This is a genomic window from Sutcliffiella sp. NPDC057660, assembly GCF_042800035.1.
Classification (GTDB): Bacteria; Bacillota; Bacilli; order Bacillales; family Bacillaceae_I; genus Sutcliffiella_A.
Genome location: NZ_JBHVHV010000003.1, coordinates 271698 through 294539, shown reverse-complemented (window position 1 = coordinate 294539; position 22842 = coordinate 271698). Strand labels below are relative to the sequence as shown.

The window sequence follows — 22842 nt, the reverse complement described above, 5'->3', positions numbered from 1 at the left end:
CGACCATGCACTACCTGTCAGCTATACACTTCCGCCACTACGGTGTGTTCAGGACTTTCACCCTCTAGTCCGATGCGCTGCCAAGCGCACAAAAGAAAAAGGGTTTATGGCCCTTTTTCACTTTAAGATTATTTTTCGTTTTCCCCTAATACACGGTTAACACGTTTCTCGAGCATTTTCATTCCGCTTCCGCCTGCCTGGAAATGACGAAGGTTTCCTTCTGCGTCAAATACATAGTAAGCAGGTACATATTGATTTTCAAAAGCATCCGTGAGCTTATGGTCATTGTCCACAAATATTGGCTGCGTGATGTCATGCTCACTTGCCACTTTTTTGATTTCATCCATGTTCAGATCGTCCTCGGAGCGCGGCATGTGTACAGCGATGACATTCAATTTATCCTTATAATTATCGCGGAATTCATTCACTTGCGGCATCGCTTCTTTGCATAGGTGGCAGCTGATTGACCAAAAGTGAATCAATGTCGGCTTTTCACCGATCAGTTCCGCTTTTGTCACTTCTCCATTTAACCATTCAGTTGCACCAGAAAGCTCTGGCATTGGTGAGCGTAGTTTCATAATTGATAGACCTCCCATTAATATGTATATAGTGAAAGAAAAGGCCTAACGATTTCGTTAGACCTTATTCTCCAATGAATGAAATTATAATGTAGCTTGTCCAGGCTTCCAGTTAGCTGGGCAAAGACCACCAGTTTGTAATGCTTGAAGTACACGTAGTGTTTCTTCTACGTCACGACCAATGTTGTTGTGGAATACTGTTTGATATTGCATTTCCCCTTCAGGGCTGATGATGTATAGGCCGCGAAGTGCGATACCCTCGTCTTCGATAAGTACTCCGTATTCACGGGATACTACGTGGTTAGTGTCTGCAGCTAAAGGATATGCTAACTCACCAAGACCGTTGCTTTTGCGGTCAGTGTTAATCCAAGCCAAGTGAGTGTGGATTGTATCAGTGGATACTCCAATGATCTCTGCATCTAAGTCTTCGAACTCATCATAGCGATCAGACATTGCAGTGATTTCAGTTGGGCAAACGAACGTGAAATCCATTGGGTAAAAGAAAAGAACTGTCCATTTTCCGTTTTTCATGTTCTCTTCCAAACTTACTTTACCAAATTCTTTATTCGGCATTACAGCGTCCATCTCAAAACGAGGAGCTTGTTTGCCAACCATGCGTTCTGCCATTAAAAATCCCTCCAAGTTGTATTTATTGAGAATATAGCCTGTACATTCTCAATTACTTTTATAATCAACAGTACCCATTATAAAACATACATTATTTTTAGTCAATGTTAAATGATAATTAATTTAATATAGGATTCATTAAAAGGAACGTGCCTTCTTTTTATCCTTAATTGGTATTCCCCACTTTCAATGGAATTACACTTTCACAGATAAATACGGGAATCATTTTCTATAACAATTTTAACATTCTTTTTTATGGGAATAAAATAATTAGCATATACTTTTTTTGCCGTATTGTTTGGATTTATGGGGACTATCCTATATAATGCCTAACTATAGATCTACTATCAATACTAGAGAGGAGTAAGGGAAAGATGATTATAGACTTTTCGGATTTGGATTTTTACGCCATTATAGCGGCAGTTGGGATAATATTACTTAAGTTGCTTGTCATTATAGTCGTATATGCTATCGTCAAATCAATAGGAACCAAAATAATTACCCGGCTGTTCAAACGTGAAACCGAAAAACAGGGGATTTCAGCAGGCAGGGGAAAGACGCTTGAGAAATTGACTACAAATATTTTTACATACGCATTGGTCTTCTTCCTTGTGATTATGGTGCTCGAAAATGTATTTGATGTTCGTACAACTGCAATCTTGGCAGGGGCTGGGATTGTGGGATTGGCAATCGGTTTTGGTGCACAGGGAATTGTAAGTGATGTTGTAACAGGATTCTTTCTTCTGTTGGAAAAACAAGTGGATGTAGATGATTATGTCACTACTGCAGGATTTTCCGGAATCGTCGAAGAGGTCGGATTAAGAACTACCAAAATCCGCGACTTTGACGGATCGCTTCACTATCTGCCGAATAGGGAAATATCCAGTTTGACAAACCACTCTCGCGGAAACATGCGTGCCCTTGTCGATATTGGCATTTCCTATGAAGATAATATCGATCACGCCATTGAGGTGATCCAGGGGGTCTGTGATGCGATAGCAGCAGAGGATCCTGCAATAAAAGACGGTCCTAATGTAATTGGCGTCCAAGGGTTGGGCGATTCGGATGTTGTCATTCGCATTATCGCCAAGACAGAAAACATGATGCAGTGGGCAGTAGAACGAAAATTGCGCAAGGGTATTAAAGAGGCGCTTGATGCTAATGGCATCGATATACCTTATCCACATCAGGTGAACGTTGAGAAAACAGCGGAATAGCAAGGAATATGAGGTTGGGACAAAGGTTCCGCCTCTTTTTTATTGATAATACGGACCTCCCAATATCGAATCTAAAAAAAGAAGCCGATAAACGGCTCCTCCTAATGGTTTAAGCGGCTTTCAACCTGCTGACAAACTTCATCTGCAGAAAGTCCATGAGCAGCTATTACGCTTCCTGCTGTAACTACGTTTGCCATTCCCATGACATTATTGTCTATTCCGGTTACGACACAGCAGTCGCAGCCTTTTGCATCGTCCTCATTGTTTAGCTGAACCACGTCATATCCTTTTTGCTGCAACGCTTCTTGAACAGCCGTCAAAGACTGCTCCACACCTACTTTTGGCATAATTGGTCCACCTCCTCCTTCTTAATTTGTCTTTTTCCATAAAAATTATTCGAAGGAGGTCTTTTTACTTTATTCGTTCGCTTTTTTAGAGAGGTAGGAAATGAGCATGCTGATACCAACGCCTATCGCATCTTCCTTGGGATCTAATTTGGAATGATGCAGCCCGTATGGGGATTCGACTCCCAACCAGAACATAAAACCAGGTATGTTCTGAATCATATATCCGTAATCTTCTCCAGTCATTGCATGCCTGCATTCCACCACACGGACACTTGTTTCCTTTTCAACAAAGGCCATGAACTCTTCTGTAAGCTTTGCATCATTATCCACCTGGTGATACATACACCCATAGTCAATCGATGTTTCACAGTTGTAGCCGATCTCCACACCCTGGACAAGCGCATAGATTCGCTCTTTCACCTTTTTCATGCTCTCCACCGACAATGTGCGGATTGTTCCCTCAAGTCTTGCACGCTCCGCAATGATGTTTTGGACAGTGCCCCCTGTAATTTTTCCGATGGTGATGACCGCACTATCCAAAGGATCGATATTCCGGGAGATGATGGTCTGCAGTTGGGAGACAAGTGAACAGGCCGCCACAACCATATCGTTTGTTTGGTGGGGATAGGCTGCATGGCCACCCTTTCCTTTCAAATCAATGAACAGCTCAGATGTATTGGCAAAAAGAAGACCAGACTTAGTGGCGATGGTTCCTACCGGATACTCTGGTGCAATATGAAGTGCAACTATCATATCAGGTTTCCAATCGTGAAAAATATCGGATTGGATCATCAGTTGCGCCCCGCCAGGTCCCTCTTCGGCTGGTTGGAACATGAATAAAAGATGGTCATTGGATGGGTTCTGGGAAAAATGGGTCAACACACCAAGGGCAATACTCATATGAAAGTCATGGCCGCAAGCATGCATCATCCCTTCATGCTTGGAGCGGAATGGCAGGTCCGTTTCCTCTGTTATCGGCAGTCCATCTATATCGGTGCGGTATCCGATTGTTTTGGAAGGATTTGTTCCTTTGATTCGCACAAAGATACCGGTCTCCCATTCCTTGATTTCCATGTTTTCCTGTGGTAGACCCTTTAGATACTGAAGAAGATAGCCTTGGGTTCTTTTTTCCTGGAATCCCCTTTCCGGAATTTGGTGAAGGTCCCGGCGGATTTGGATATAAGGATTTGAAACATTTGTCACGTTATTCGCCTCTTTCTCGTTGTTTGCATAATTCATAGATCCTATTTTTTAAAAAGAAGACGCGGATCGTATTCATCCACGCCTTCCCTGTTTGGAAATTATTTGGAGCTTACAGCTTACAACTGACGAAGCTCTTGTTTGATTTCTGTTTTGGATTTGGTCTTTTCATCGATATCCTTAATTTTCCTTGCAGGTGTCCCGGCAACCACTGTGTACGGGGCAACATCATCGATTACAATAGCTCCTGCTGCAACTACAGCGCCTTTACCAACTGTCACACCCTCAAGCACCACTGCATTCGCACCGATTACCACATCGTCTTCCACGATAACAGGCTTTGCGGATGGCGGTTCGATTACGCCGGCAAGCACTGTTCCAGCACCAATGTGACAGTTCTTCCCTACTGTCGCACGGCCACCAAGTACAACGTTCATATCTATCATCGTACCTTCGCCGATAACTGCCCCAATATTAATGGATGCTCCCATCATAATGACTGCATTATCACCGATTTCCACTTGGTCACGGATGATTGCGCCTGGCTCTATACGCGCTTTAATACCTTTAAGGTCAAGCAGAGGAATCGCGGAATTGCGGCGATCGTTTTCCACCACATAGTCCTCGATTTTTGCTTCGTTTGCTTTTAATGCGGCTTCAAGTTCCGCCCACTCGCCGAACACCACACCACTGTTGCCATTTATAAAGGATTTGGAAGAAGATCCGAAATCGATACCTTCCAACTCACCTTTTACATATACCTTTACAGGTGTTGATTTTGTACTGTTTTGAATAAAAGAGATAATTTCATTTGCATCCATCATTTTCATTATGTATTCCTCCTAAAAGCATATGTTGTCTTTATCCCTTTACTCTATCAAACAAAAAATAGAGTGACAAGTGAAAAAATTTCTAATGCAAAAAAAACTGGCAGAGAGCACTCAAAAGGAGGCTTTCTGTCAGTTCCGTTCCAATCAGTTTGCTTTTTGAACCATCTTGTTGTTCATTCTCCCAATAAATTGAACAATGATAACACCCAAGATAAAAGTGATAACACTGGCTACGTTTAATATTACACTTGAAGAGATTCCAGGGAATACCACAATCGTGGAACCCAATACCAATCCGATGATGACAGCAAATGTCAGTTTAGGATAAGCATTCATCAGGAATTTTATCACTTTGCTGCTGACGATGAACCCTACACCTCCACCTGCCACGAGAGCAAGGATGATTGGTATATTCAAGGTATGCAAAGCATTGAGGGCCGTGTAATAGACGCCCATAATAAGAAGCATCAAAGATCCGCTTACTCCTGGCAGCAGCATTGTCATGCTGGCAATCCAGCCTGCAAAGAATAGACCGATCGCTGAAGTCACAGTCAGAGTTTCAATAGGCGCCATGGATGACTCTTTCAAGAAGGCCATGGAGGCAACCAGGATAAAAGCAATTGCCAATGCCAAGTAATCCTTCTTAGTAAAAGATTTCTTCAGATCGGACTCTTTGACCAGCATGGGAAGTATTCCTATGATGAGACCTAGGAATAAAAACTGAGTCGGCTGATAATAGTTGTCGATAAAATAAGTAATCACCTTGCTGAACAATAATATGGAGGTGCCAACTCCTAACACTAATGGCAACAGAAAGCGCAGATGTTGCAGCCAATCCTTGCTGAAGAATCCGCTGATTGCATCTATCAATCGGTCATAGATTCCTAAAATGAATGCAATTGTTCCTCCGCTTACGCCTGGGACAACATCACTGACTCCCATAATCATTCCTCGAAAAATATTTTTCCATTCCATCCTTATCGTTCCACCTTAAAAATTCAATTCTATTGTTTACAAGTCTATATCATACTATTATTAAGTTTGAGAATCCATTAAAAACTAAATGAAGCTTGGATTATCTTTTCCATTTGCCTCCTCTATCAATACCTCCAGGAAAGCTTCCACCTGCTTTAGCCTGAAGGAGGATTCATATCCGATCAGCCATGTATCCCTGTGCAAAGTGGAATCCTCATTTCTGGCAAGCGGTATCTTATTGATCTGTTCGTAGTCCTCCTGTAACGTAATGGAGGGAAGAATAGCGTACCCGATTCCATTCAATGCCATCTGCTTGCATGTTTCAATCTGATCCACAACAATCGTGCGTTTTGGAGGGGTCTGAAACTGTTTATGCCACCAGACCTGGATTTCCTGATAATAAGTCGAGTCGCTTTTGAATTGAATAAAAGGGCGTTCTGTATGCGGGAGCTCCTCCAGATTTTCAATTTCGGTATCTACAACGTACAGATCGTCACTCAAGAGATGCTGTTTGATTCCTTTCCATTCAGGATTTCCTCTTATTATCCCGATATGGACCTCGTCCTCATAAAGGCTTTTCACTATATCACTGCTCCACCCTGTGACTAAAGACACTCTGGCATTGGGATATTTTTGAATATATTTCTTCAATATTTTCGGAAGCCAATATTGACCTATAATTGTGGCCACTGCTATCTTTAAGGTTCCATAGACTTCCTTGTCCAGAGAAGAGATTTCCTCCCTCACCTTTGCATCCTTTGCGATGACCTCATCCGCAAACTCCACAATTTTTTCACCTGCCGGCGTGATCAGCAGCCCTTTTTGCGTTCGTATGAAGATTTTTGTATTCCATTGCTTTTCAATGCTCTGCAGACGCTGCGATAAAGCCGGCTGCGAAACGAATAATCTTTCTGCAGCTTTTCTCATATTCTTTTCTTTAGCCAAAACGGATAGTATGTAAAATTCCGATGAATTCATGAAGCCACCACCCTCAATCCCAGGATATAAGTTTTTCTTATAGTATATCTTAATTTTTTCGATATTTCATTATGACTTTATTATTCATACAATGTAATAGAAAATATTTTGCAAAAGGCGGAGATGCGTATGGAACCTACTTTTTTCTTATTGATTTTGGTTGGATTTATCGCCACCTTCATCGGCACTTTGGGTGGTGGGGGAGGTCTCATCAGCCTTCCTGCAATGCTTGTACTGGGAGTACCTATTCATGCTGCCATTGCCGCCAATAAGTTCTCTAATACATTCAGTTCCACAGGCAGCTTTTATACCATTTGGAAGAGGAAGGAAGTAGATCTTAAATTAGGATTTAAGATTGTTCCTTTCACTCTTTTGGGCGGATTGTCTGGGGCCTTACTTGCATCCTATCTAACCGAGGGAATCTTGTTAAAGATTGCCCTTGTCCTTTTGATATTTGCAACTGTCCTCAATATAGTGAAATCCCGTAGACCAAAAGTGGCTTCTGAGCAGCCTGCCCCGAAGCTATTCTTTCCCACCTATATTTTTATCGGGGCATTTGACGGCCTCTTTGGTCCAGGGCAGGCGACGCTTCTAATGCACTCGTTTCTTAATGCAGGGTACTCTTTTATCACCAGCATCGGTCTCGCCAGGCTTCAGACGCTTTCCAGCTGCTTTATTTCTTTCCTGGTCTATTTTTCGATGGGACTGTTTGATTGGAGAGTTGGTGTTCTACTTGGTATCGGCTCGTTTATAGGGGCTCAAACTGCTGTCAGGCTCGCACCTAAACTTTCCACATTGCCATGGAAGAATATCCTGACTGCTTTCTCTATATTTTTAATAGGATATCTACTTTTAAAAATCTATTTTTAATAGGCTCTTTAGATTGTTGCTTTAAGAATAGTGCTGGGCTAAAGATAAGATTTCAACATTAAACACCCTGTTGGTCTCCGTTCCAGGTGCTCGCTTATCCAGGAAGGCCTCGGGAGCCTCCTCGGTGCTAAAGCGCCTGCGGGGTCTCCCTTGACACGCTGCTCCCGCAGGAGTCTCACGCCTTGCACTCCAACCAACAGGGGCGACTCATAAAAGAAAATTGTCTTACTAATGGTACAAAAATTGCGTTTTATCTCAATTTTTCATTTCAATAGCGAATTTATTTTGTTATAAGTATCTTTCTTATAGCAAATAATGTTTAACCCGTGAGTTGATTGTAGCGGAGGACACTTGACTCCTGCGGGAGATCAGAGGGCATGGGAGACCCGACAGGCGAAAGTGAGGAGGCTCCCATCCGTCACCTGGGAATCTTGTGTCCCTAGCTGCAATCAACGGGCTAAATTTAATGTGTACATTTTATCTAAATATCAACAATGAGTGCGAAAACAACCTTTTTAATTCAGAAATAAATGGCCTCCGAACGTCCATGCCGGACATTGGAGGCCTTTTTATTCTATTCTTTTTTTGGCAGTAGAAGGATAAGCAGAAAACTGATAACAGCAAATGCCGCTACCACTAAATATACTGTCTGCAATGCGGACGTCAGTCCATCCTGCAAGAGCGTCCTCATCGATTCAGACAGCTGATTTCTTTGCTCCTCATTTAAAAGAAGCGTGGTGGAATCAAGAGAAAACTCACCGTTCATCCCGTTCTCCTTCAAATGCTCCTGTATCCGGGAGTTTAGAATCCCTCCGAGCAGAGCCGCTCCAATGGTACTCCCCAGTGTTCTCATAAACATATTCGAAGCGGTTGCAACGCCACGCTTCTGCCAAGGAACAGTGCTTTGAATGGATACGATAAAGGATGTAGTGGAAAAACCCATACCCACCCCTATCATAAAGGAGCCGAATGCCGCCCACAATGGACCATCGTCCGGACTCAGGGTCATAAAAATGATGCTTCCTAAAATCAAGGCCACTCCCCCAATGATCGAGGTTGTCCTGAACCCAATTTTCAAGAGGACCCTCCCTGCAATCATTGCTGCAATCGGCCACCCGATCGACATGGTCGTCAGGGTAAAGCCTGCAACGACGGGAGGCCTCTCCATTACACCTTGTACAAATGCAGGCAGGAAACTTGATATCCCGATCAGCATCACCCCGGTTGAAAGGGATGTGGAGTTGGCAATCAGAATGGAACGTTCCTTCCAAATATCAAATGGCATCATCGGATCTATAGCACGTTTTTCCTGGAAGATGAAAAGCACAAAGGTAATGACAGAAATGGAGACTAACGATATGATGGGCATCGAGGTCCATTCAAAGCGCACTCCCCCTTCAACCAGGACATACATCAAACTAGAAACTGATACAAAAAGCAGCCCTGCACCTGCATAATCAATGGAATGCTTTTTCTTCTCGATGCCTTCATGCAAGTAAAGCAAAAGACCAATGATTGCAAGAATTCCAAGAGGGATATTCACCCAGAATACAAAGCGCCAGCTTACGTATTGTACCAACAATCCCCCGATAGCCGGTCCTAAAATGGCAGAAATGCCCCATACACTCGATAAGTATCCCTGGATCTTTGCCCTTTCTTCTTTTGTATACATATCTCCTACTATGGTAGAGGCTATCGGCATGACTGCACCTGCCCCGAACCCTTGGATAAATCGGAACACGATAAGCATTTCGATGGATCCTGCCATGCCGCAAAGAATAGAGCCGATCAGAAATACGACAATTCCAAATATCAAAATCGGTTTTCTTCCAAAGAGATCTGAAAGCTTCCCATAGATCAGCACCGTAACGGCATTCATCAGCAAATACGATGAAAATACCCAGCTATACAATGAAAAGCCTCCTAAGTCAGCTGCAATTGCCGGCATTGCTGTAGAAACAATAGTAGCCTCCACGGCTGCCATGAACATAGCCAGCATGATTGCCGCCAGCACAAATGGGCGCTTCGTCCTTTTTTCCCGGGCCAGTCCGATCGCTTCTCTTTCCCTTTCAGCAGTTACCATACACTACCCTACTCCCTAACAATGAAATTTGTTTTTATGGCGAAACTATTTCGTGCCTCTATGTAAATTGTAGCGTTCATTCATTATTATGCAACCATTTAGGCGCAATTAAAAAAGGCTCTTTTCGTAAAGATTGTTGTTTTAAATAGGGCTGGGCTAAAGATAAGGTGTCAACATTAAACTCCCTGTTGGTCTCCGTTCCAGGCGTTCGCTTATCCTAAGGCGGCCTCGGGAGCCTAAGGATAAGCGCAGTGGCTGGAACGGAAATCAACGGGCTTTATGTTACAGACACACAAAGAAACTGTAGACAACCTCGAATTACCTCGAGTTTGTCTACAGTCTGAAATGACCCTTAAAGGTCTTTTTAACGTTTGCTTTGCTTTTTAATTTGAGTGTTAAGTCTTTCCAGTATACTTCTTCTTGTAAGAATCCCTTCAAATACGTGTTCATCGTTTTCAATACAAACGAAGGGATGGTCGACAAGAAGTTCCAAGCCATTCTCCACACTGTCGTTCACATTTAATCTTGGGATTATTTTATTCATCACATCTTCCACAACCATTTTTTCCAGCCTTTCGAATTCAATGCGTTCCAAGCCCAGGATGGAATCCATAATTTGTGTTGTGCTGATTAGACCATGTAATTGATATTTCGGATCCAGAACCGGTACAGCTGTATAGCCGGATTTGGTTAGAACCAGCAATGCATGTTCCAAATTATTTCGCACTTGCACATGTGCCACACGTTCTGCAGGAATTATCAATTCAGGTAGGGTTGTTCCTAATAATTCACCTTTTTGGAGGCTGATCATGAATGTTCTTCCTCTCTATATTTACTCTCAAAAACAGTATATGACGATTTTCATAATTGACCATTATCATTGTAGCATAAATTTAATTGGGACTCGACTATTATATAACAATAACCTCCGCTTTTCATTCGACAGAAAAAGCTGCCAATTCGGCAGCTTTTATTTTTCCCTATGAAATTTTATCATAAATCTTAATCAGCTTTTTATAGGTAGAGCTCTCAAGCTTCTTTTCTCCCGTCTCCATATCATTGATTACACTCGCGACAAGTTCTTTAGCAAAATTTGTTGAAATCAACAATGCTATCAGTAATTCCTTTTCCTCTTCGTTAAAATCAACCATCCATTCCTCATCCCCTATTCTCCGATGGCTATTTGGTGTATCGATTAGCATAGCAAAATGCAGCATATGCGTCGGGTTTAATCTTTGCATCAAATCCCATTGCAACAATTCTTCCTGTCATTTCCTGAATGAAATCCTTTGTAGCTCCCCTTTTACCAATATCCAGATGAATTTCAAAACGGAAATCGGCACCTTGCTCCAAATGGGGGATGATCAGATCCTGGATTGCCGCTAATCGTTCATTCGAAAATAGCATCGCAACTTCCTGGCTTAAAGCAGTTTCAAGTGATATCTTCTCGTGCAAGCTTCGAATTGCCCTGGTAGCAATATAAGGCCTGACACATCCCCAGGCTCCCTTTCCCACCCGATGTAAATGAATAGCCGTCATAAATCTTGTTTCTGTTCGATGCACATGCGAATCTGTCCCAATGGACAATAAGTAGCAGGCTTTTACATCTTTCTGGATAAAAGAAAGTATCTGTTTATAAGCTTGTTCAAAAGTAAGGTAGCCGTGGGAAATATTGTAAAACTTACTGGGGTTATCCATTAAGCCACTTCCTTTTTTGTACTTTCCTACTTACATATATGATGAAAAGACAGAAAAAATTAATGATTTTCACTCCATTGACAGCTGAATAAAAATTGAACTGCTTTTCGGACATAAAAAGAACCAAGCTCCTTTAAATAGGAGCTTGGTCAGCCTTTGCTTGTATGGATTTGACGCTTCGTATAAGTACAGTGAGGGCATTTAAAGATTACATTTTGATTAGATTGTGCGGTCAATACCTTATCCAGCGCTTCTTCTTTGTTGCACTTTGGACAATGAACCAATGGCATCATTTGTTACCACTCCTAACGTAAATGTTTCTTAAACTCTCCGTTTTCCACGAAAATCTCATCCTTGTCGACGGCATGGGGATTCGCCAGCACCAGACCGATATTAGTGGAGGAAGTCTTATCATCCACTATCGTAAATGGGATATTATGCTGATTTGCCATTTTCGTATATTTGGTCAGGTGTGCATAATTGATGTCGCCGTCCAGATAAAGACGGGAACCAGGATATCTCTTCATCAAGTCACCAAGCGGCAAATAAACCTTCGCTTGCATCACTTGCCCATTGGTAAGCGCCAGAATGACACGTTCCCTTAACTGGGATAAATATTCTCTTCTCTCACTCGGTTTTATTTCAGGAGTTCCTTTTAAACCACTGTCAATATAATCATCTATATTTTTACCCATGATACTCTCCCTTTTGTTTTGGCTAACCTAACAAAAAAATACGCATCACGCGAGTTTTCGCCATTAATGGATCAGATCGAAAATTTCTATTGCGATCATATCGATATTATCGAATTGATACGTTTGTGGACTTTCACCTTTAATAAACACTTCAAGCTCATATGTATTCGTTTTATCAAAAAACTTTACGCTGCATACCTTTTCTCCATTTACTTCAAAGAAACGCTGAGCCGGCTCATTTCCAGCCTCGGAAGTTTCTTTTAAGTCATTCAATCTCTTTACAATCCCTACTAATAGTGACATGTCACAACTCTCCTTCTATTCCTTCTACCTATATCATTCACCTACATCGCCTTGAACATTCCTTTTTGCAGGGAAAAAAGTAGAAATTTTTTTATATTCATGCTACATTTTTATTTCCCTCTTATTGTAGTCTAAAACTATCGCAAAGAGTGAAAAAAAATGTGAATTTTTTTCTAACGAGGAGTGTAAATAATTTTTTTCTAACGAGGAGTGTAAATAAATGAAAGTTACCGTGTATACACAGCCCGACTGCCCACCTTGCCAGGTGGTTAAGCAGTTTCTACAACATCATAACATCCCTTTTGAAAATATCGACATTTCAGAAGATCCGCGTGCAAAGGAATATTTGGTCTATGACCTCCAGTCCTTTTCCACTCCAACTGTAACAGTGGATGAGGATGTTGTAAAAGGATTCGATTTACAAACCTTGCAAAAGCTCCTCCGTATAGAAGAGTAACCCAATAAGCAAGAGAGTACATCATACCATTAAAATCCTTAAGAATAAAAGTATTTTATTAAAAAATAAAAAAGAGCTGGATACTCAGCTCTTTTTAGCCTTTATCTTGTGACTAGCATTTTAGGTTCGGCGTCGTGAAGGAAATAATGGGAGGCGAACATCGGCAGGAACTGATAGAACGCCAACTTCGGGTTTTGTGTACCTGGCAAGAAAACAAATCCTGCAAATGGTCGGGTCAGTTGATATGGCGGAAATGTTTTTCCCTTCTCTTTTTGCTCATTATTCACTAAATTCATTGCCGCTATTTTCTTCTCGTTCGTTGGACTTTCCACCGTTCTTGCATCACTGACTTCTTTTAGAAAACCGGGCTGTTCCTCGTCATACCCATAACTGACAACTTGAAGTCCCTGCTCATTCTTTACCAATTCCACAAATTCATAATGATCAGGATACAAGTGACCCTCAGATTCATCTACATCAAAGAACTCGTAGGCAAAAATCTTTCCGGTAGCCTCATCCTGTTTGATCTTCGTATTCTCATCATAAGAAAAGAACGGAATGTAAAAGTGCGGCACGTCTGTTCCATATGTGATATAGCCTTGATCCTCTTTAAACAGATGCGCATCCAAAAACTGTTCCTGATAATTACGTGAAAAATATGGATCTAACACGCTTTGGATTTCTGTCATATCCCTATGCTTTTCTCCCAATGAAATCTGGACCGCTTTAGCTTCTTTCAAAAATGGGAATATTTCTTCTTCCTGAGTCGGAGCTTCCGCTGCCACATATGATACTCCAATTAGTAGTATGAAGATAACTGCAACTGATAATCTGATATATGCTTTGAGCAAATGATTCTCCTCCTATTGTTATGTCCTCTCATTCTACCAAGTTTATCCTATATAATGGGCGGTAACCGTTCGCAAAATTCCTTGTCCATTTGACAAAATATTCGATATACTATTTTTTTACCCTACAAGCACACTTACAAACAAATTCTCTTATGAAATTAATCAAAAAAATTAAAAGAGGTCTTTTCTCCTAGTAACGTCATTGAAGGCCGCTGTTGATTTCCGCAATAGCTAGATTCTTAATGATCAGCTGTATGCAGCTTTGAACAAAAAAAAGACTGACCAGATTTCTCGTCAGTCTTCAATATGATGATAGGGCTATATACGCAATAAATATTAATGCTAATGAAATGGCAATAATATAGGCCAAAAACACTGGATTTCTCAGTACATAATGATCCTGTACCTTTTCACTTATCGCAGAATCCATTTCAGAGGTCTGACTGGAGTTTGAACGTCTGCCTATCCTATAAGCATATATACTTCCTATTACAACTACTAAAAAACCTAGTATAAATAACATCAAATCAAAAGATCCCATTACTCTCACCTCGCGAGCTTTGTTACTCTTAAGGTTTACTTTCGGCCTGTTTCTATACCTTCCTTTTATAAAAAGTCCTGATTTTCATATAGATATTCATATGCCAGATCTATATAGATGAACTGTCCGGTATTTATTGGATAGGAGAAGGTACGAACAGTCTCGCCTGTTTCGATATCGCTGTACAAATCTGATAATAGTCCTTTCTTCTCAACCCTCATCTTCATTACATATTCCAAAAAATATGGACGCCAGCTCCAGTTTTTTTGTTTGTATTCAGGCTGAAGCTCCCATTTTCCTTGTTTCTTCATAAGGTTGGATGATAACTGAAAACCATTTTCATCACAGACGTACATCCTGAAACTGATTTCGGAAAAGTCTTTGGTAATCGCAAGCAGCCAATCATCCAGCTCCTCGGTCTTTTTGTTCCTGCCCACAAACTGCTGAATTTTATTTTGGAGCATTTCGGTCAGTTGCTGGATGGCTTCAAGCTTTCTCTTTTCATAGCGGATAAAATGCTGGAATTTATCAATCAGGACTGTTTTAGCGTAATCTTCCTGGATAAACGCGGGACCTGGTTTATGTAAATAATATCCCTGATAGTATCTTCCACCATGCCGCCAAGCATATTGAAGCTGATAGGAGGCTTCCATATTCTCATACAGCAGGGTCGCACCGATTTTCCGGGACAATACAGCAAGCGAAAAAAGCACATCCTGATGCGCACTTAACTCATGGCTTTGACGAAGTACTTTCAGGTCCACTTTTAAAATATTCGGGGATAGCCTGCCTATTCGATCAAGGTCAGAACCTGATTCACCTATGTTTGATACGGCTATTTGTATGCCAAAGGTCCGGTAATAGTTAACGAGATGCTGAAGATGCTCTGTATCCCCATCATAGGTATGTTCATCAATTTCAAGGACAATATTTTTAAGCTTCAACCCTTTTGGCACATAGGAAAGCAAAAGCTCTAACAATGATTCCCCTTGGTCCTCCAAAAGTACGGTTGCATTCTGATTGATGAAAAGAAGAAAGGATTTTTTTCCGGAAGTGTAATCGTTCAAGGCTTGATGGATTATTTTCTTTTCCACTTCGAGAAAGTATTCGTCCGGGACATTTTCATCATGGAAAAAAGGGCCTAGACTAAGAACATTCTTTTCATCCATTTGTATTCTTCCAAGCACCTCATATCCCACAACCTCCTGCTGGTCTGCACTGAATATGGCTTGATAATAGGGAATGACCCTTTCTATGTTTGTCATGATATCTAGTGGATCCATACCCTTCTCCCCTTTTGCCGTTATTTTCGAAAATTATATCATGTTTCGGAAAGAAAAAAACAAAAAAGCTGCTGGTTCTCAGCAGCTTTTAATGAAGAAGGGTAAATGAATGGATATTATTCGCTTCTCGGTATTTTCAATTCCATTCCAGGACACAAGCAATCTGTCTGCAGTTTATTCATTGAACGAATAGCAGCCTTGGATGTATCGAAGCGCTCTGCAACTTTTTGTAGACTGTCAGATGCCACAACGGTATGCCGATAGACTGGGACCTTAAGATCCATACCCACAAAGAGCGTATCACTGGATAGGTTGTTTTCACTCCTCAATAGTGCCTCGTCCATTTGCAGAAGCTGACATATATCCTTCATCGTATCGTCCGGCATGACTTTGTAGAACCCATATTCCAAGGTATCCGATTCTAAAATAGCCTCGTTTTGTTTTTCCTTCATGACGGCAACCAAAAAGTTCTGGAATTTGACCCGGTAGCTATTCACTTTCGTTTGAGGAGGAAGGAATTGTTTGGAGTATTGCCTTGCTATGACCAGGAGACTCCCCTTTTTTTCCGTTCCGCTTTTTTGCTCGGCAAATTCCACTGCAAATTCATAAAAAGCCTCTGACGGATTAATAAATAGAGTCAATTGCTTATTTTCCTCGTCCCATTCATGTTTATAAAACAAACTCACAAATATCCCTCCCGGATACATACTAATTACTCTTAGTATGTATCCAAATGGAAGGGATATGATTCATTGGCATACTTAACGGACAAATTAAAATGGGAATGGTTGAAGCCATTGTCCTCCATCCATCGTGACACATTCCCCATTGATGTACGCCGCTTTATCTGAGCTCAGGAAATAAGCGAGTTCCGCAATTTCCTCCGGAGTACCAAATCGTTTAAGAGGAACACTTTCAGCTACTTTCCTTGCTTCTTCCTCCGATTGCATCAACTTATCTGCCCCGCCTGTCCTTTCAATTGGTCCAGGGGCTATGGCATTCACCCTGATGCCATATTTGGTTCCCCATTCCACAGCCAATGTCCGCGTCAAGGACAGGACACCAGCCTTTGCAGCTGCAGAATGCACAACACCTGCTCCCGCATTCCACGCATAAGTGGCCACCATATTTATCATACTTCCTTGGTGTTTTCTTTCCATCCAATACTTTCCTACAGCAGAGCTGCAATAAAATGTACCATTCAATACAATATCAATGACCGACTTCCATCCATTTACCGACAATTTTTCTGCTGGACAAATGAAATTGCCTGCAGCATTGTTTACAAGGACATCGATACGTCCGAATGCCTCGTCTGTCATTTTCACCATACGCTCCACATGCTCAGGTTCCCTGACGTCCATCTGAACAGTTATTACTCCACCAATGCCTTGTGCTTCAATTTCCTCCTTTGCAGAAGCCAGCCTATCCAAATCTCTGCCAGTAATCGCTACATTGTACCCTTCTTTGGCAAATTTAATAGCCATATATTTCCCCATGCCACTTGATCCACCGGTAATGATTGCGACTTTTTTCTCTTCCATTTTTATTCCCCCTAATAGCTTTTTCTCTATTCTATCTTAATTATCAAAATACTCAAAATGTTTTATTGTTTTTTTTCCATTAATAAACACATAAAAAATAGAATAATAGACCAAGGAACTGTGTGAAAGATGATGGTATAATGAAAACTAATGCATGCGCACCGACCAATCATGCAGGTGCACATTTAGAAACTCAAAACTCTTTAGGTTAGGTTGATTTTCATATGAATAAAATAACAAGAAGGTTTTTTTTGAAGCGAATGCTCACCATACCTTTTATCGCGTTCATTTCGAGCGGAATCGGTTATTGGTATGCTAGATATATAGAACCGAAACGGATAAAACGAGAATCTCATATTATATCCCATAAAAAAATCCCAAAAGGCTTCTCTGGAATGAAAGTGGTACAGTTTTCCGATACACATGTAGGACATCATTTCGAAAAGAAAGACTTGGAAAGTGTAGTAAAAAAGATAAATGATGAGCAACCGGATGTGGTTCTTTTCACTGGTGATCTAATGGACGATCCATTAAATTATCCCCAAGCTGATCACCTGATCTCTATTTTGCACAAAATCAAAGCACCACACGGCAAGTTTTCCATTTTCGGAAATCATGATCATGGAGGTTATGGAACGGAAATCTATGAGGAAATAATGATTGCCTCAGGCTTCACTGTATTAAAAAACGAAAATACCTTTATTGAATTAATAGATAATAGTCGCATCTACATTGCAGGGGTGGATGACCTGATGCTGGGGAGGCCTGATTTCCGTTCGACCTTGGACGGCATTCCCGAGGACGCCTTTTCTATTCTGCTTGCCCATGAACCTGATGCTGCTAAGGAGATTTCCGAAGAGTTCCATGCTTCCTTGCAGCTATCTGGCCATTCCCACGGCGGTCAGGTCCAGCTTCCATTTATCGGGCCTTTAATCACGCCGCCGCTTGGAACAAAATACTATGAGGGCTTTTACCAATTGAATGATCTGACACTTTATGTGAATCGCGGACTTGGGACAACGAGGCAGCCTTACCGTTTTCTAGCCCCTCCTGAAATTACCGTTTTCACCCTTGAAACGTCCGAATAATAAATGGGCATTGACATAGGAATGATGACAAGCGCACAACCTCCTTTTTTGCCATACAATATTACGACTAAAAAAGGAGGCGTATGTCCATATGTATAGAAATAATCCTTACGGAACTAGACTGATAGGCGGGTTTGGGTTCCCGTTCTTTCCATTTTTGGGCGGACTTGCTGTAGGTTCCCTGCTAGCTCCGAGAGCATATTACCCACCTTATCCTTACTATCCTCCATATCCTCCATTTCCACCATACCCGTATCCTTATCCTTATTATCGTTAAGGATTTGAATGATATGGGAGGATGCAAAAAGCCATCGCAACCTTCATGCGACGGCTTTTTGCAGTGCCATACTATTCCTCGTCTTCCCTGACATGATACGCAAGAGCAAAAAGGGTCAGTTGGCAATTTATCCTATGTTCATCTGCTTGGCGGACATAATGGTAGACACCGTTTTCGTCCTGTTCCCTTGCTTTAACATTGTCTGACAATTCCAATGCAAGAACACTTTTAATCCGTTTTTTTAAGGGGCTCGCAAATACAGGGAAGAGTATTTCCACCCTTTTTTCCATATTACGGGTCATCATATCAGCAGAAGACAAATAAATTTTTTCTTCCCCGTTATGATGGAAATAATATATTCTGCTATGTTCGAGGAATCTGCCTACGATGCTGCGAACCCTGATATTTTCACTTACCTTATTCAGACCGGGACGCAAACAGCATATCCCTCTGACAATGAGTTCAATCTTCACACCTGCTATTGACGCTTCATAAAGTTTCATGATAAGTGATTTATCTGTCAACGAATTCATTTTCGCAATGATTGTTCCATTTCCGTTCTGAAGATGGTATTGAATTTCCTGTTCTATCAACTGAATAAACGTTTCCCGTATATCCATTGGTGCTACAAATAAATGATGAAATTCCGGTTTTTCGGTAAACCCGCTTAAATAGTTGAAAAAGTTTGTGGCGTCAATTCCAATTTTCCGATTTGCTGTTAAAAGTCCGATATCGGTATAAATCTTTGCTGTCGCATCATTATAGTTTCCCGTTCCAAGATGCACAAAACGCTCTATCTTATTACTCCTCCGTCGCACCACCAACGTGATCTTACTGTGGGTCTTCAAATTTGTTATACCGTAAATAACATGACAGCCTGCCTTCTCCAATTCTTTAGCCCATTGTACGTTATTCTCTTCATCAAAGCGGGCTTTTAATTCCACCAGAACAGTGACTTGCTTGCCATTCTCCGCTGATCGTTTCAACGCTTCTATTACCGGGGAGTCCCCACTTACTCGGTACAGAGTCTGCTTGATAGCAAGAACGTCGGGATCATCTGCAGCGTCCCGGACAAAATCCAGGATCGGCTCAAAGGATTCATAGGGATGATGCAGTAATATATCCTGTTCCAAAAGCTTATCAAAAATGTCTTCCTGAAATCCCAACTGTTTGGAGGGCTGTGGGATGAGCGTTTCAAACGTCAAATGCTCCTTTATCGGTGACAGCTTCTTATAAAGCGAAAAAAGATAGGTTGGATCAAGCGGACCATCCAACTCATAAATGTCCTTGCTATGGACCTCCAGCTCTTCCATTAAATAAGTTAAAATCGAAGGGTCCATCTGTCTGGATCGAACCTCAAGTCGGACAGCAGCCCCCCATTTCCGTTTTTTCAACTCTTTTTCTATTTCCTTCAAAAGATCCCGTGATCCTTCTTCATGAATTGTCATATCTGCATTTCTAGTGATCCTGAATTGAGTGACTGCGATAACATCATAGCCTTTGAATAATTTGTGGATAAAGGAAGTGATGACATCTTCGAGCATGATATAGCTGATCCTATTGCTGTTTTCCGGGAGTTTGATGAAGCGCTCCAATACAGAAGGAACCTGTACAATAGCCCGTTTTATTTTGTGTTCTTCGGGTTCTTCATCGTCCTCCAAAGTTATTGCTAAATTGATAGATTTATTGAGAAGCATGGGAAATGGTCGGTACGCATCTACTGCAAGAGGAGTAAGTACAGGGAAGATCTGTTCATCGAAATAATCTTCCAGATACTTTTTTTGAAGAGGATTTAAGCTTTCCATATGACAAAAACGCACATTTTCTTTTGCTAATTCTTCGTTTAATTGAAGCAGAGTTCGATATAGCAAATGAACAAGCTGGTGGGTTTCCTGCGATATTCTGCCAAGCTGCTCTTTCGGGGTCAGGCCAGCTTTATTTTCCGGCTTATTGTAGCCTGCTTTCACTTGGTCCTTTATTCCTGCCACCCTGACCATAAAGAATTCATCAAGATTAGAACTGAATATACCGAGGAATTTAAATCTTTCCAATAAGGGGTTGGTCAAGTCAAACGCCTCTTCCAACACCCGTTTATTGAAAGCGAGCCAACTAAGCTCCCTATTGTTGTAATAGAGAGGATTATTCAATTCCATCTTTTGTGTTTCTGCTGCATCCATATGGGAACACCCTTTGCCGTTTTTTCTTTCTTCAACAAGCAAGCTTAATCTGACAATGTTCCTAGATAAATCTCAGATGTATTGGATGGTTTATCAGCTTTTCCAAATGTTTCTTTTGCCTTTCCGCCTGGTATTCTTCCGCATCAGCGGGCTGTCGGGTTTTGATATGGAATAAAAGCCCTTTCGATTCACGAGTCACTTCCATCTTTTCCACCACATTTCTTTTGGTGGCGTTCAAGCTATAGGAAAACTTCAGCATGGCCCCATACAATCGAAAAGCCCTCAACTCCTCCTCAGTGAACCATTTTCTGAACGGATTGGCATACTGCTTGAATACAGTCTTGTTTTTGAAGGATGCAATCAGTGCCAACTTGAGGCGTTCCTTATGCATTAGGCCATCTATCGTACGGTTTGCCAGCAAATAGAACGTATGCTGACTGCTTGATTCCGCATCAATGTATTCACCCAAGTGAAAAACGTTGGCAGCCCTTTTCAGCTCCTTTCGTTCATGCTCATTTACAGATAACACTTTCAATCTATTTAATTCATCTAACATGCACATCAAAATTCCGGTTACCTGGTTCACATTCTCCATATTTATCTCAAAGTCTTTGGCCAATTCATCAATACTGTCTGTGAGAATATTGGCAGCTTTGGTTGCAGGGTTTTTCATGCTCTCAAAAAAAACACCTTCCCTCAGCCCTTTACGGCTAAGTACAAATGAAGTCGCTTTCGTGATGGATACCAGTTCATCAAACACCATCATGGCAGGAAGCATCAACTCAGCCCTGTCCTTGGATAACCCCTCCAGCTTTTGCAGTTGATCAAAAGAAAGAGACTTTACATACAAACCTAACACCTGGATGTCTTCGGGAGACATTTCATATAAGTGAAGGCCAGCCAACGGGTAATTTTTCATAGCCTGATCTATTTGGACCATATTTCTTGCGCTTCCACCGATACCAATAATTGGAATCCTATTGTTTCGAATCCATGGCAGTAATTGGAACTGGGATTCTATGAAACGCTTCATCTCTTCCTGTTCACTTTGGGTAGGCAATTCACTTTTTACAAATAGCTTTTTTAAGGAGAGCGCTCCAAATGGGAAGCTGTGGTATTCCATAAGTTCTTTATCTTTGAAATAGGTGATTTCTGTACTACCCCCTCCAATATCGATCGTTATTCCTTCTGTAAAAGGTGTAGTATTCACTACTGCCAGATAGCCGTAATATGCCTCTTCATATTCTGATAATATCCTCATGGAAAAACCCGTTTCATTTTGTACTATTTCTTGAAGCTCTTCCCGGTTGGCAGCTTGCCTAATGGTTGCCGTAGCAACACATTTCACTTCCGCCAATTGATGGAAATCGGTAATGGCACGAAAACTTGATAAGGTTGTTATTAATTTATGCACGCCATTTTCTGTTAAATACTCGTCATGATTCAAATAGTTTCTCAGCCTTGCAACAGACTTAACATTTTCCATCTCTTTAAGACGTCCACTTTTATCTCTTTTATAGATAACGAGACGCATTGTATTTGATCCAATATCAATAATTCCGTATTTATCTTTCATCGGACAACATCCTTTTTTAATGTGGCTGTAATATGTATGAAGAGTTAGAAATATTATACCTTTGACAGTAGCTTTTCAAACTTATCTGGAGGTGATCTTATTGGCTGTTCATATAGTAAGACCAGGGGAAACCTTAACTTCCATTGCCATGGATTACCGTCGGACAGTTCCACAGCTTTTGGCGGTGAACGCACTTGCCAACCCCAACCTTATATTAGTAGGTCAGCAGATTGTCATTCCGGGCTTGCCTCCCAAAGAAAGTATTCCATTTACAATCGAAGTCTCTGTGTCCAATCGCACTTTGACACTCAAGGAAAACAGTGCTGTAAGAAAAATCTACCCGATTGCTGTTGGTAGAATGCTGTTTTATACACCTGTCGGGGATTTTGTGATTGTGAACAGACAACCGAATCCAGGAGGACCATATGGCACCATGTGGCTCACGTTATCTAAAAGATCCTATGGTATACACGGTACGAACGACCCGAGCTCCATCGGGAAAGCGGTTTCCAAAGGGTGCATCCGAATGCAGAACACCGCAGTCAATGAACTTGCATCCATTGTACCTAACGGAACGGCAGTGTTTATTCGTCCATAAGCGTCCTCCTACTTCGGCCCTTCCCACATTTATCCTCCAATTGTACTAG

The 22842-nt window shown here is 41.4% G+C and carries 25 protein-coding genes; 6 read left to right on the top strand and 19 right to left on the bottom strand.

Going from position 1 to position 22842, the window contains the following annotated elements; genetic code table 11:
• Positions 1-128: 128 nt before the first annotated feature.
• Together ACFVAD_RS04680 and ACFVAD_RS04675 are read right to left on the bottom strand one after the other, a co-directional pair.
• Entirely contained in the window at positions 129-578 is a 450-nt protein-coding gene (locus ACFVAD_RS04680; protein WP_386636591.1) for a redoxin domain-containing protein, read from the bottom strand.
• A gap of 84 nt (positions 579-662) precedes the next feature.
• Positions 663-1205 (bottom strand): peroxiredoxin, encoded by a 543-nt coding sequence (locus ACFVAD_RS04675; RefSeq protein ID WP_386636589.1) that lies wholly within the window; start codon positions 1203-1205, stop codon positions 663-665.
• Between the two features lie 374 nt (positions 1206-1579).
• On the opposite strand from ACFVAD_RS04675, the gene ACFVAD_RS04670 reads away from it, so the two are divergent.
• Positions 1580-2422 (top strand): mechanosensitive ion channel family protein, encoded by an 843-nt coding sequence (locus ACFVAD_RS04670; RefSeq protein ID WP_386636587.1) that lies wholly within the window; start codon positions 1580-1582, stop codon positions 2420-2422.
• Between the two features lie 101 nt (positions 2423-2523).
• On the opposite strand, the gene ACFVAD_RS04665 is transcribed toward ACFVAD_RS04670, so the two are convergent.
• The 5 genes from ACFVAD_RS04665 to ACFVAD_RS04645 form a co-directional block, all read right to left on the bottom strand.
• Positions 2524-2769: a YkuS family protein gene (locus ACFVAD_RS04665; RefSeq protein ID WP_386636585.1), complete on the bottom strand. Its 246-nt coding sequence runs from the start codon at positions 2767-2769 to the stop codon at positions 2524-2526.
• A gap of 69 nt (positions 2770-2838) precedes the next feature.
• Entirely contained in the window at positions 2839-3972 is a 1134-nt protein-coding gene (locus tag ACFVAD_RS04660) for an N-acetyldiaminopimelate deacetylase (RefSeq protein WP_386636583.1), read from the bottom strand.
• Positions 3973-4088: 116 nt separating this feature from the next.
• The gene (gene dapD / locus ACFVAD_RS04655) at positions 4089-4799 is read right to left on the bottom strand and encodes a 2,3,4,5-tetrahydropyridine-2,6-dicarboxylate N-acetyltransferase (protein WP_386636581.1); all 711 of its coding nucleotides are present in this window, start codon (positions 4797-4799) and stop codon (positions 4089-4091) included.
• A 144-nt stretch (positions 4800-4943) separates the two neighbouring features.
• A complete protein-coding gene (locus tag ACFVAD_RS04650; RefSeq protein WP_386636579.1) occupies positions 4944-5774 on the bottom strand; it encodes a DUF368 domain-containing protein in 831 nt (276 codons plus the stop codon).
• An 84-nt stretch (positions 5775-5858) separates the two neighbouring features.
• On the bottom strand, positions 5859-6752 hold the full coding sequence (locus ACFVAD_RS04645) for a transcriptional regulator CcpC (protein WP_386636577.1): 894 nt from the start codon (positions 6750-6752) through the stop codon (positions 5859-5861).
• A 129-nt stretch (positions 6753-6881) separates the two neighbouring features.
• Between ACFVAD_RS04645 and ACFVAD_RS04640 the strand changes: the two genes are divergently transcribed.
• Positions 6882-7622, top strand: coding sequence for a sulfite exporter TauE/SafE family protein (locus ACFVAD_RS04640; RefSeq protein ID WP_386636575.1), 741 nt, complete (start codon positions 6882-6884; stop codon positions 7620-7622).
• A 574-nt stretch (positions 7623-8196) separates the two neighbouring features.
• On the opposite strand, the gene ACFVAD_RS04635 is transcribed toward ACFVAD_RS04640, so the two are convergent.
• From ACFVAD_RS04635 to ACFVAD_RS04610, 6 genes are all read right to left on the bottom strand, one after another.
• Positions 8197-9705 (bottom strand): MDR family MFS transporter, encoded by a 1509-nt coding sequence (locus tag ACFVAD_RS04635; RefSeq protein WP_386636573.1) that lies wholly within the window; start codon positions 9703-9705, stop codon positions 8197-8199.
• Between the two features lie 364 nt (positions 9706-10069).
• Positions 10070-10516 carry a cyclic-di-AMP-binding protein CbpB gene (cbpB, locus tag ACFVAD_RS04630; RefSeq protein WP_386636571.1) on the bottom strand — a complete coding sequence of 149 codons (447 nt, stop codon included), beginning with the start codon at positions 10514-10516 and terminating at the stop codon, positions 10070-10072.
• A 169-nt stretch (positions 10517-10685) separates the two neighbouring features.
• Positions 10686-10856, bottom strand: coding sequence for an antirepressor AbbA (abbA, locus tag ACFVAD_RS04625; protein WP_386636569.1), 171 nt, complete (start codon positions 10854-10856; stop codon positions 10686-10688).
• Positions 10857-10884: 28 nt separating this feature from the next.
• Positions 10885-11403 carry a ribonuclease H-like YkuK family protein gene (locus tag ACFVAD_RS04620; RefSeq protein ID WP_386636567.1) on the bottom strand — a complete coding sequence of 173 codons (519 nt, stop codon included), beginning with the start codon at positions 11401-11403 and terminating at the stop codon, positions 10885-10887.
• A gap of 305 nt (positions 11404-11708) precedes the next feature.
• Positions 11709-12098: a YueI family protein gene (locus ACFVAD_RS04615; RefSeq protein ID WP_386636565.1), complete on the bottom strand. Its 390-nt coding sequence runs from the start codon at positions 12096-12098 to the stop codon at positions 11709-11711.
• Between the two features lie 63 nt (positions 12099-12161).
• On the bottom strand, positions 12162-12401 hold the full coding sequence (locus tag ACFVAD_RS04610; protein WP_204418601.1) for a YkuJ family protein: 240 nt from the start codon (positions 12399-12401) through the stop codon (positions 12162-12164).
• Between the two features lie 220 nt (positions 12402-12621).
• Here ACFVAD_RS04610 and ACFVAD_RS04605 point away from each other — a divergent pair, with 220 nt between their 5' ends.
• A complete protein-coding gene (locus tag ACFVAD_RS04605) occupies positions 12622-12858 on the top strand; it encodes a glutaredoxin domain-containing protein (protein WP_386636563.1) in 237 nt (78 codons plus the stop codon).
• 101 nt (positions 12859-12959) lie between these two features.
• Here ACFVAD_RS04605 and ACFVAD_RS04600 read toward each other — a convergent pair whose 3' ends face one another.
• From ACFVAD_RS04600 to fadH, 4 genes are all read right to left on the bottom strand, one after another.
• Positions 12960-13709, bottom strand: coding sequence for a DUF3993 domain-containing protein (locus ACFVAD_RS04600; protein WP_386636561.1), 750 nt, complete (start codon positions 13707-13709; stop codon positions 12960-12962).
• A gap of 606 nt (positions 13710-14315) precedes the next feature.
• Positions 14316-15533 carry an EAL domain-containing protein gene (locus ACFVAD_RS04595; protein WP_386636559.1) on the bottom strand — a complete coding sequence of 406 codons (1218 nt, stop codon included), beginning with the start codon at positions 15531-15533 and terminating at the stop codon, positions 14316-14318.
• Positions 15534-15649: 116 nt separating this feature from the next.
• The gene (locus ACFVAD_RS04590) at positions 15650-16219 is read right to left on the bottom strand and encodes a LysM peptidoglycan-binding domain-containing protein (protein ID WP_386636557.1); all 570 of its coding nucleotides are present in this window, start codon (positions 16217-16219) and stop codon (positions 15650-15652) included.
• 87 nt (positions 16220-16306) lie between these two features.
• The gene (fadH, locus tag ACFVAD_RS04585) at positions 16307-17077 is read right to left on the bottom strand and encodes a 2,4-dienoyl-CoA reductase (protein WP_386636555.1); all 771 of its coding nucleotides are present in this window, start codon (positions 17075-17077) and stop codon (positions 16307-16309) included.
• Between the two features lie 224 nt (positions 17078-17301).
• Between fadH and ACFVAD_RS04580 the strand changes: the two genes are divergently transcribed.
• The gene (locus ACFVAD_RS04580; protein WP_386636553.1) at positions 17302-18165 is read left to right on the top strand and encodes a metallophosphoesterase; all 864 of its coding nucleotides are present in this window, start codon (positions 17302-17304) and stop codon (positions 18163-18165) included.
• A gap of 91 nt (positions 18166-18256) precedes the next feature.
• Positions 18257-18442 (top strand): hypothetical protein, encoded by a 186-nt coding sequence (locus tag ACFVAD_RS04575; RefSeq protein WP_386636551.1) that lies wholly within the window; start codon positions 18257-18259, stop codon positions 18440-18442.
• Positions 18443-18513: 71 nt separating this feature from the next.
• Here the strand turns inward: ACFVAD_RS04575 and ACFVAD_RS04570 are convergent, their stop codons facing one another.
• Entirely contained in the window at positions 18514-20595 is a 2082-nt protein-coding gene (locus ACFVAD_RS04570) for an RNA degradosome polyphosphate kinase (protein WP_386636618.1), read from the bottom strand.
• 85 nt (positions 20596-20680) lie between these two features.
• On the bottom strand, positions 20681-22195 hold the full coding sequence (locus ACFVAD_RS04565) for a Ppx/GppA phosphatase family protein (RefSeq protein WP_386636549.1): 1515 nt from the start codon (positions 22193-22195) through the stop codon (positions 20681-20683).
• Positions 22196-22295: 100 nt separating this feature from the next.
• Here ACFVAD_RS04565 and ACFVAD_RS04560 point away from each other — a divergent pair, with 100 nt between their 5' ends.
• On the top strand, positions 22296-22793 hold the full coding sequence (locus ACFVAD_RS04560; RefSeq protein WP_386636547.1) for a L,D-transpeptidase family protein: 498 nt from the start codon (positions 22296-22298) through the stop codon (positions 22791-22793).
• Positions 22794-22842 lie beyond the last annotated feature (49 nt).

What these genes read in the sequence shown, in the direction of transcription:
- ACFVAD_RS04680 (WP_386636591.1), bottom strand. Translation starts at nt 578, where the DNA reads ATGAAACTACGCTCACCAATGCCAGAGCTTTCTGGTGCAACTGAATGG.
- ACFVAD_RS04675 (WP_386636589.1), bottom strand. Translation starts at nt 1,205, where the DNA reads ATGGCAGAACGCATGGTTGGCAAACAAGCTCCTCGTTTTGAGATGGAC.
- ACFVAD_RS04670 (WP_386636587.1), top strand. Translation starts at nt 1,580, where the DNA reads ATGATTATAGACTTTTCGGATTTGGATTTTTACGCCATTATAGCGGCA.
- ACFVAD_RS04665 (WP_386636585.1), bottom strand. Translation starts at nt 2,769, where the DNA reads ATGCCAAAAGTAGGTGTGGAGCAGTCTTTGACGGCTGTTCAAGAAGCG.
- dapD (WP_386636581.1), bottom strand. Translation starts at nt 4,799, where the DNA reads ATGAAAATGATGGATGCAAATGAAATTATCTCTTTTATTCAAAACAGT.
- ACFVAD_RS04650 (WP_386636579.1), bottom strand. Translation starts at nt 5,774, where the DNA reads ATGGAATGGAAAAATATTTTTCGAGGAATGATTATGGGAGTCAGTGAT.
- ACFVAD_RS04645 (WP_386636577.1), bottom strand. Translation starts at nt 6,752, where the DNA reads ATGAATTCATCGGAATTTTACATACTATCCGTTTTGGCTAAAGAAAAG.
- ACFVAD_RS04640 (WP_386636575.1), top strand. Translation starts at nt 6,882, where the DNA reads ATGGAACCTACTTTTTTCTTATTGATTTTGGTTGGATTTATCGCCACC.
- ACFVAD_RS04635 (WP_386636573.1), bottom strand. Translation starts at nt 9,705, where the DNA reads ATGGTAACTGCTGAAAGGGAAAGAGAAGCGATCGGACTGGCCCGGGAA.
- cbpB (WP_386636571.1), bottom strand. Translation starts at nt 10,516, where the DNA reads ATGATCAGCCTCCAAAAAGGTGAATTATTAGGAACAACCCTACCTGAA.
- abbA (WP_386636569.1), bottom strand. Translation starts at nt 10,856, where the DNA reads ATGGTTGATTTTAACGAAGAGGAAAAGGAATTACTGATAGCATTGTTG.
- ACFVAD_RS04620 (WP_386636567.1), bottom strand. Translation starts at nt 11,403, where the DNA reads ATGGATAACCCCAGTAAGTTTTACAATATTTCCCACGGCTACCTTACT.
- ACFVAD_RS04615 (WP_386636565.1), bottom strand. Translation starts at nt 12,098, where the DNA reads ATGGGTAAAAATATAGATGATTATATTGACAGTGGTTTAAAAGGAACT.
- ACFVAD_RS04610 (WP_204418601.1), bottom strand. Translation starts at nt 12,401, where the DNA reads ATGTCACTATTAGTAGGGATTGTAAAGAGATTGAATGACTTAAAAGAA.
- ACFVAD_RS04605 (WP_386636563.1), top strand. Translation starts at nt 12,622, where the DNA reads ATGAAAGTTACCGTGTATACACAGCCCGACTGCCCACCTTGCCAGGTG.
- ACFVAD_RS04595 (WP_386636559.1), bottom strand. Translation starts at nt 15,533, where the DNA reads ATGGATCCACTAGATATCATGACAAACATAGAAAGGGTCATTCCCTAT.
- fadH (WP_386636555.1), bottom strand. Translation starts at nt 17,077, where the DNA reads ATGGAAGAGAAAAAAGTCGCAATCATTACCGGTGGATCAAGTGGCATG.
- ACFVAD_RS04580 (WP_386636553.1), top strand. Translation starts at nt 17,302, where the DNA reads ATGAATAAAATAACAAGAAGGTTTTTTTTGAAGCGAATGCTCACCATA.
- ACFVAD_RS04575 (WP_386636551.1), top strand. Translation starts at nt 18,257, where the DNA reads ATGTATAGAAATAATCCTTACGGAACTAGACTGATAGGCGGGTTTGGG.
- ACFVAD_RS04570 (WP_386636618.1), bottom strand. Translation starts at nt 20,595, where the DNA reads ATGGAATTGAATAATCCTCTCTATTACAACAATAGGGAGCTTAGTTGG.
- ACFVAD_RS04565 (WP_386636549.1), bottom strand. Translation starts at nt 22,195, where the DNA reads ATGAAAGATAAATACGGAATTATTGATATTGGATCAAATACAATGCGT.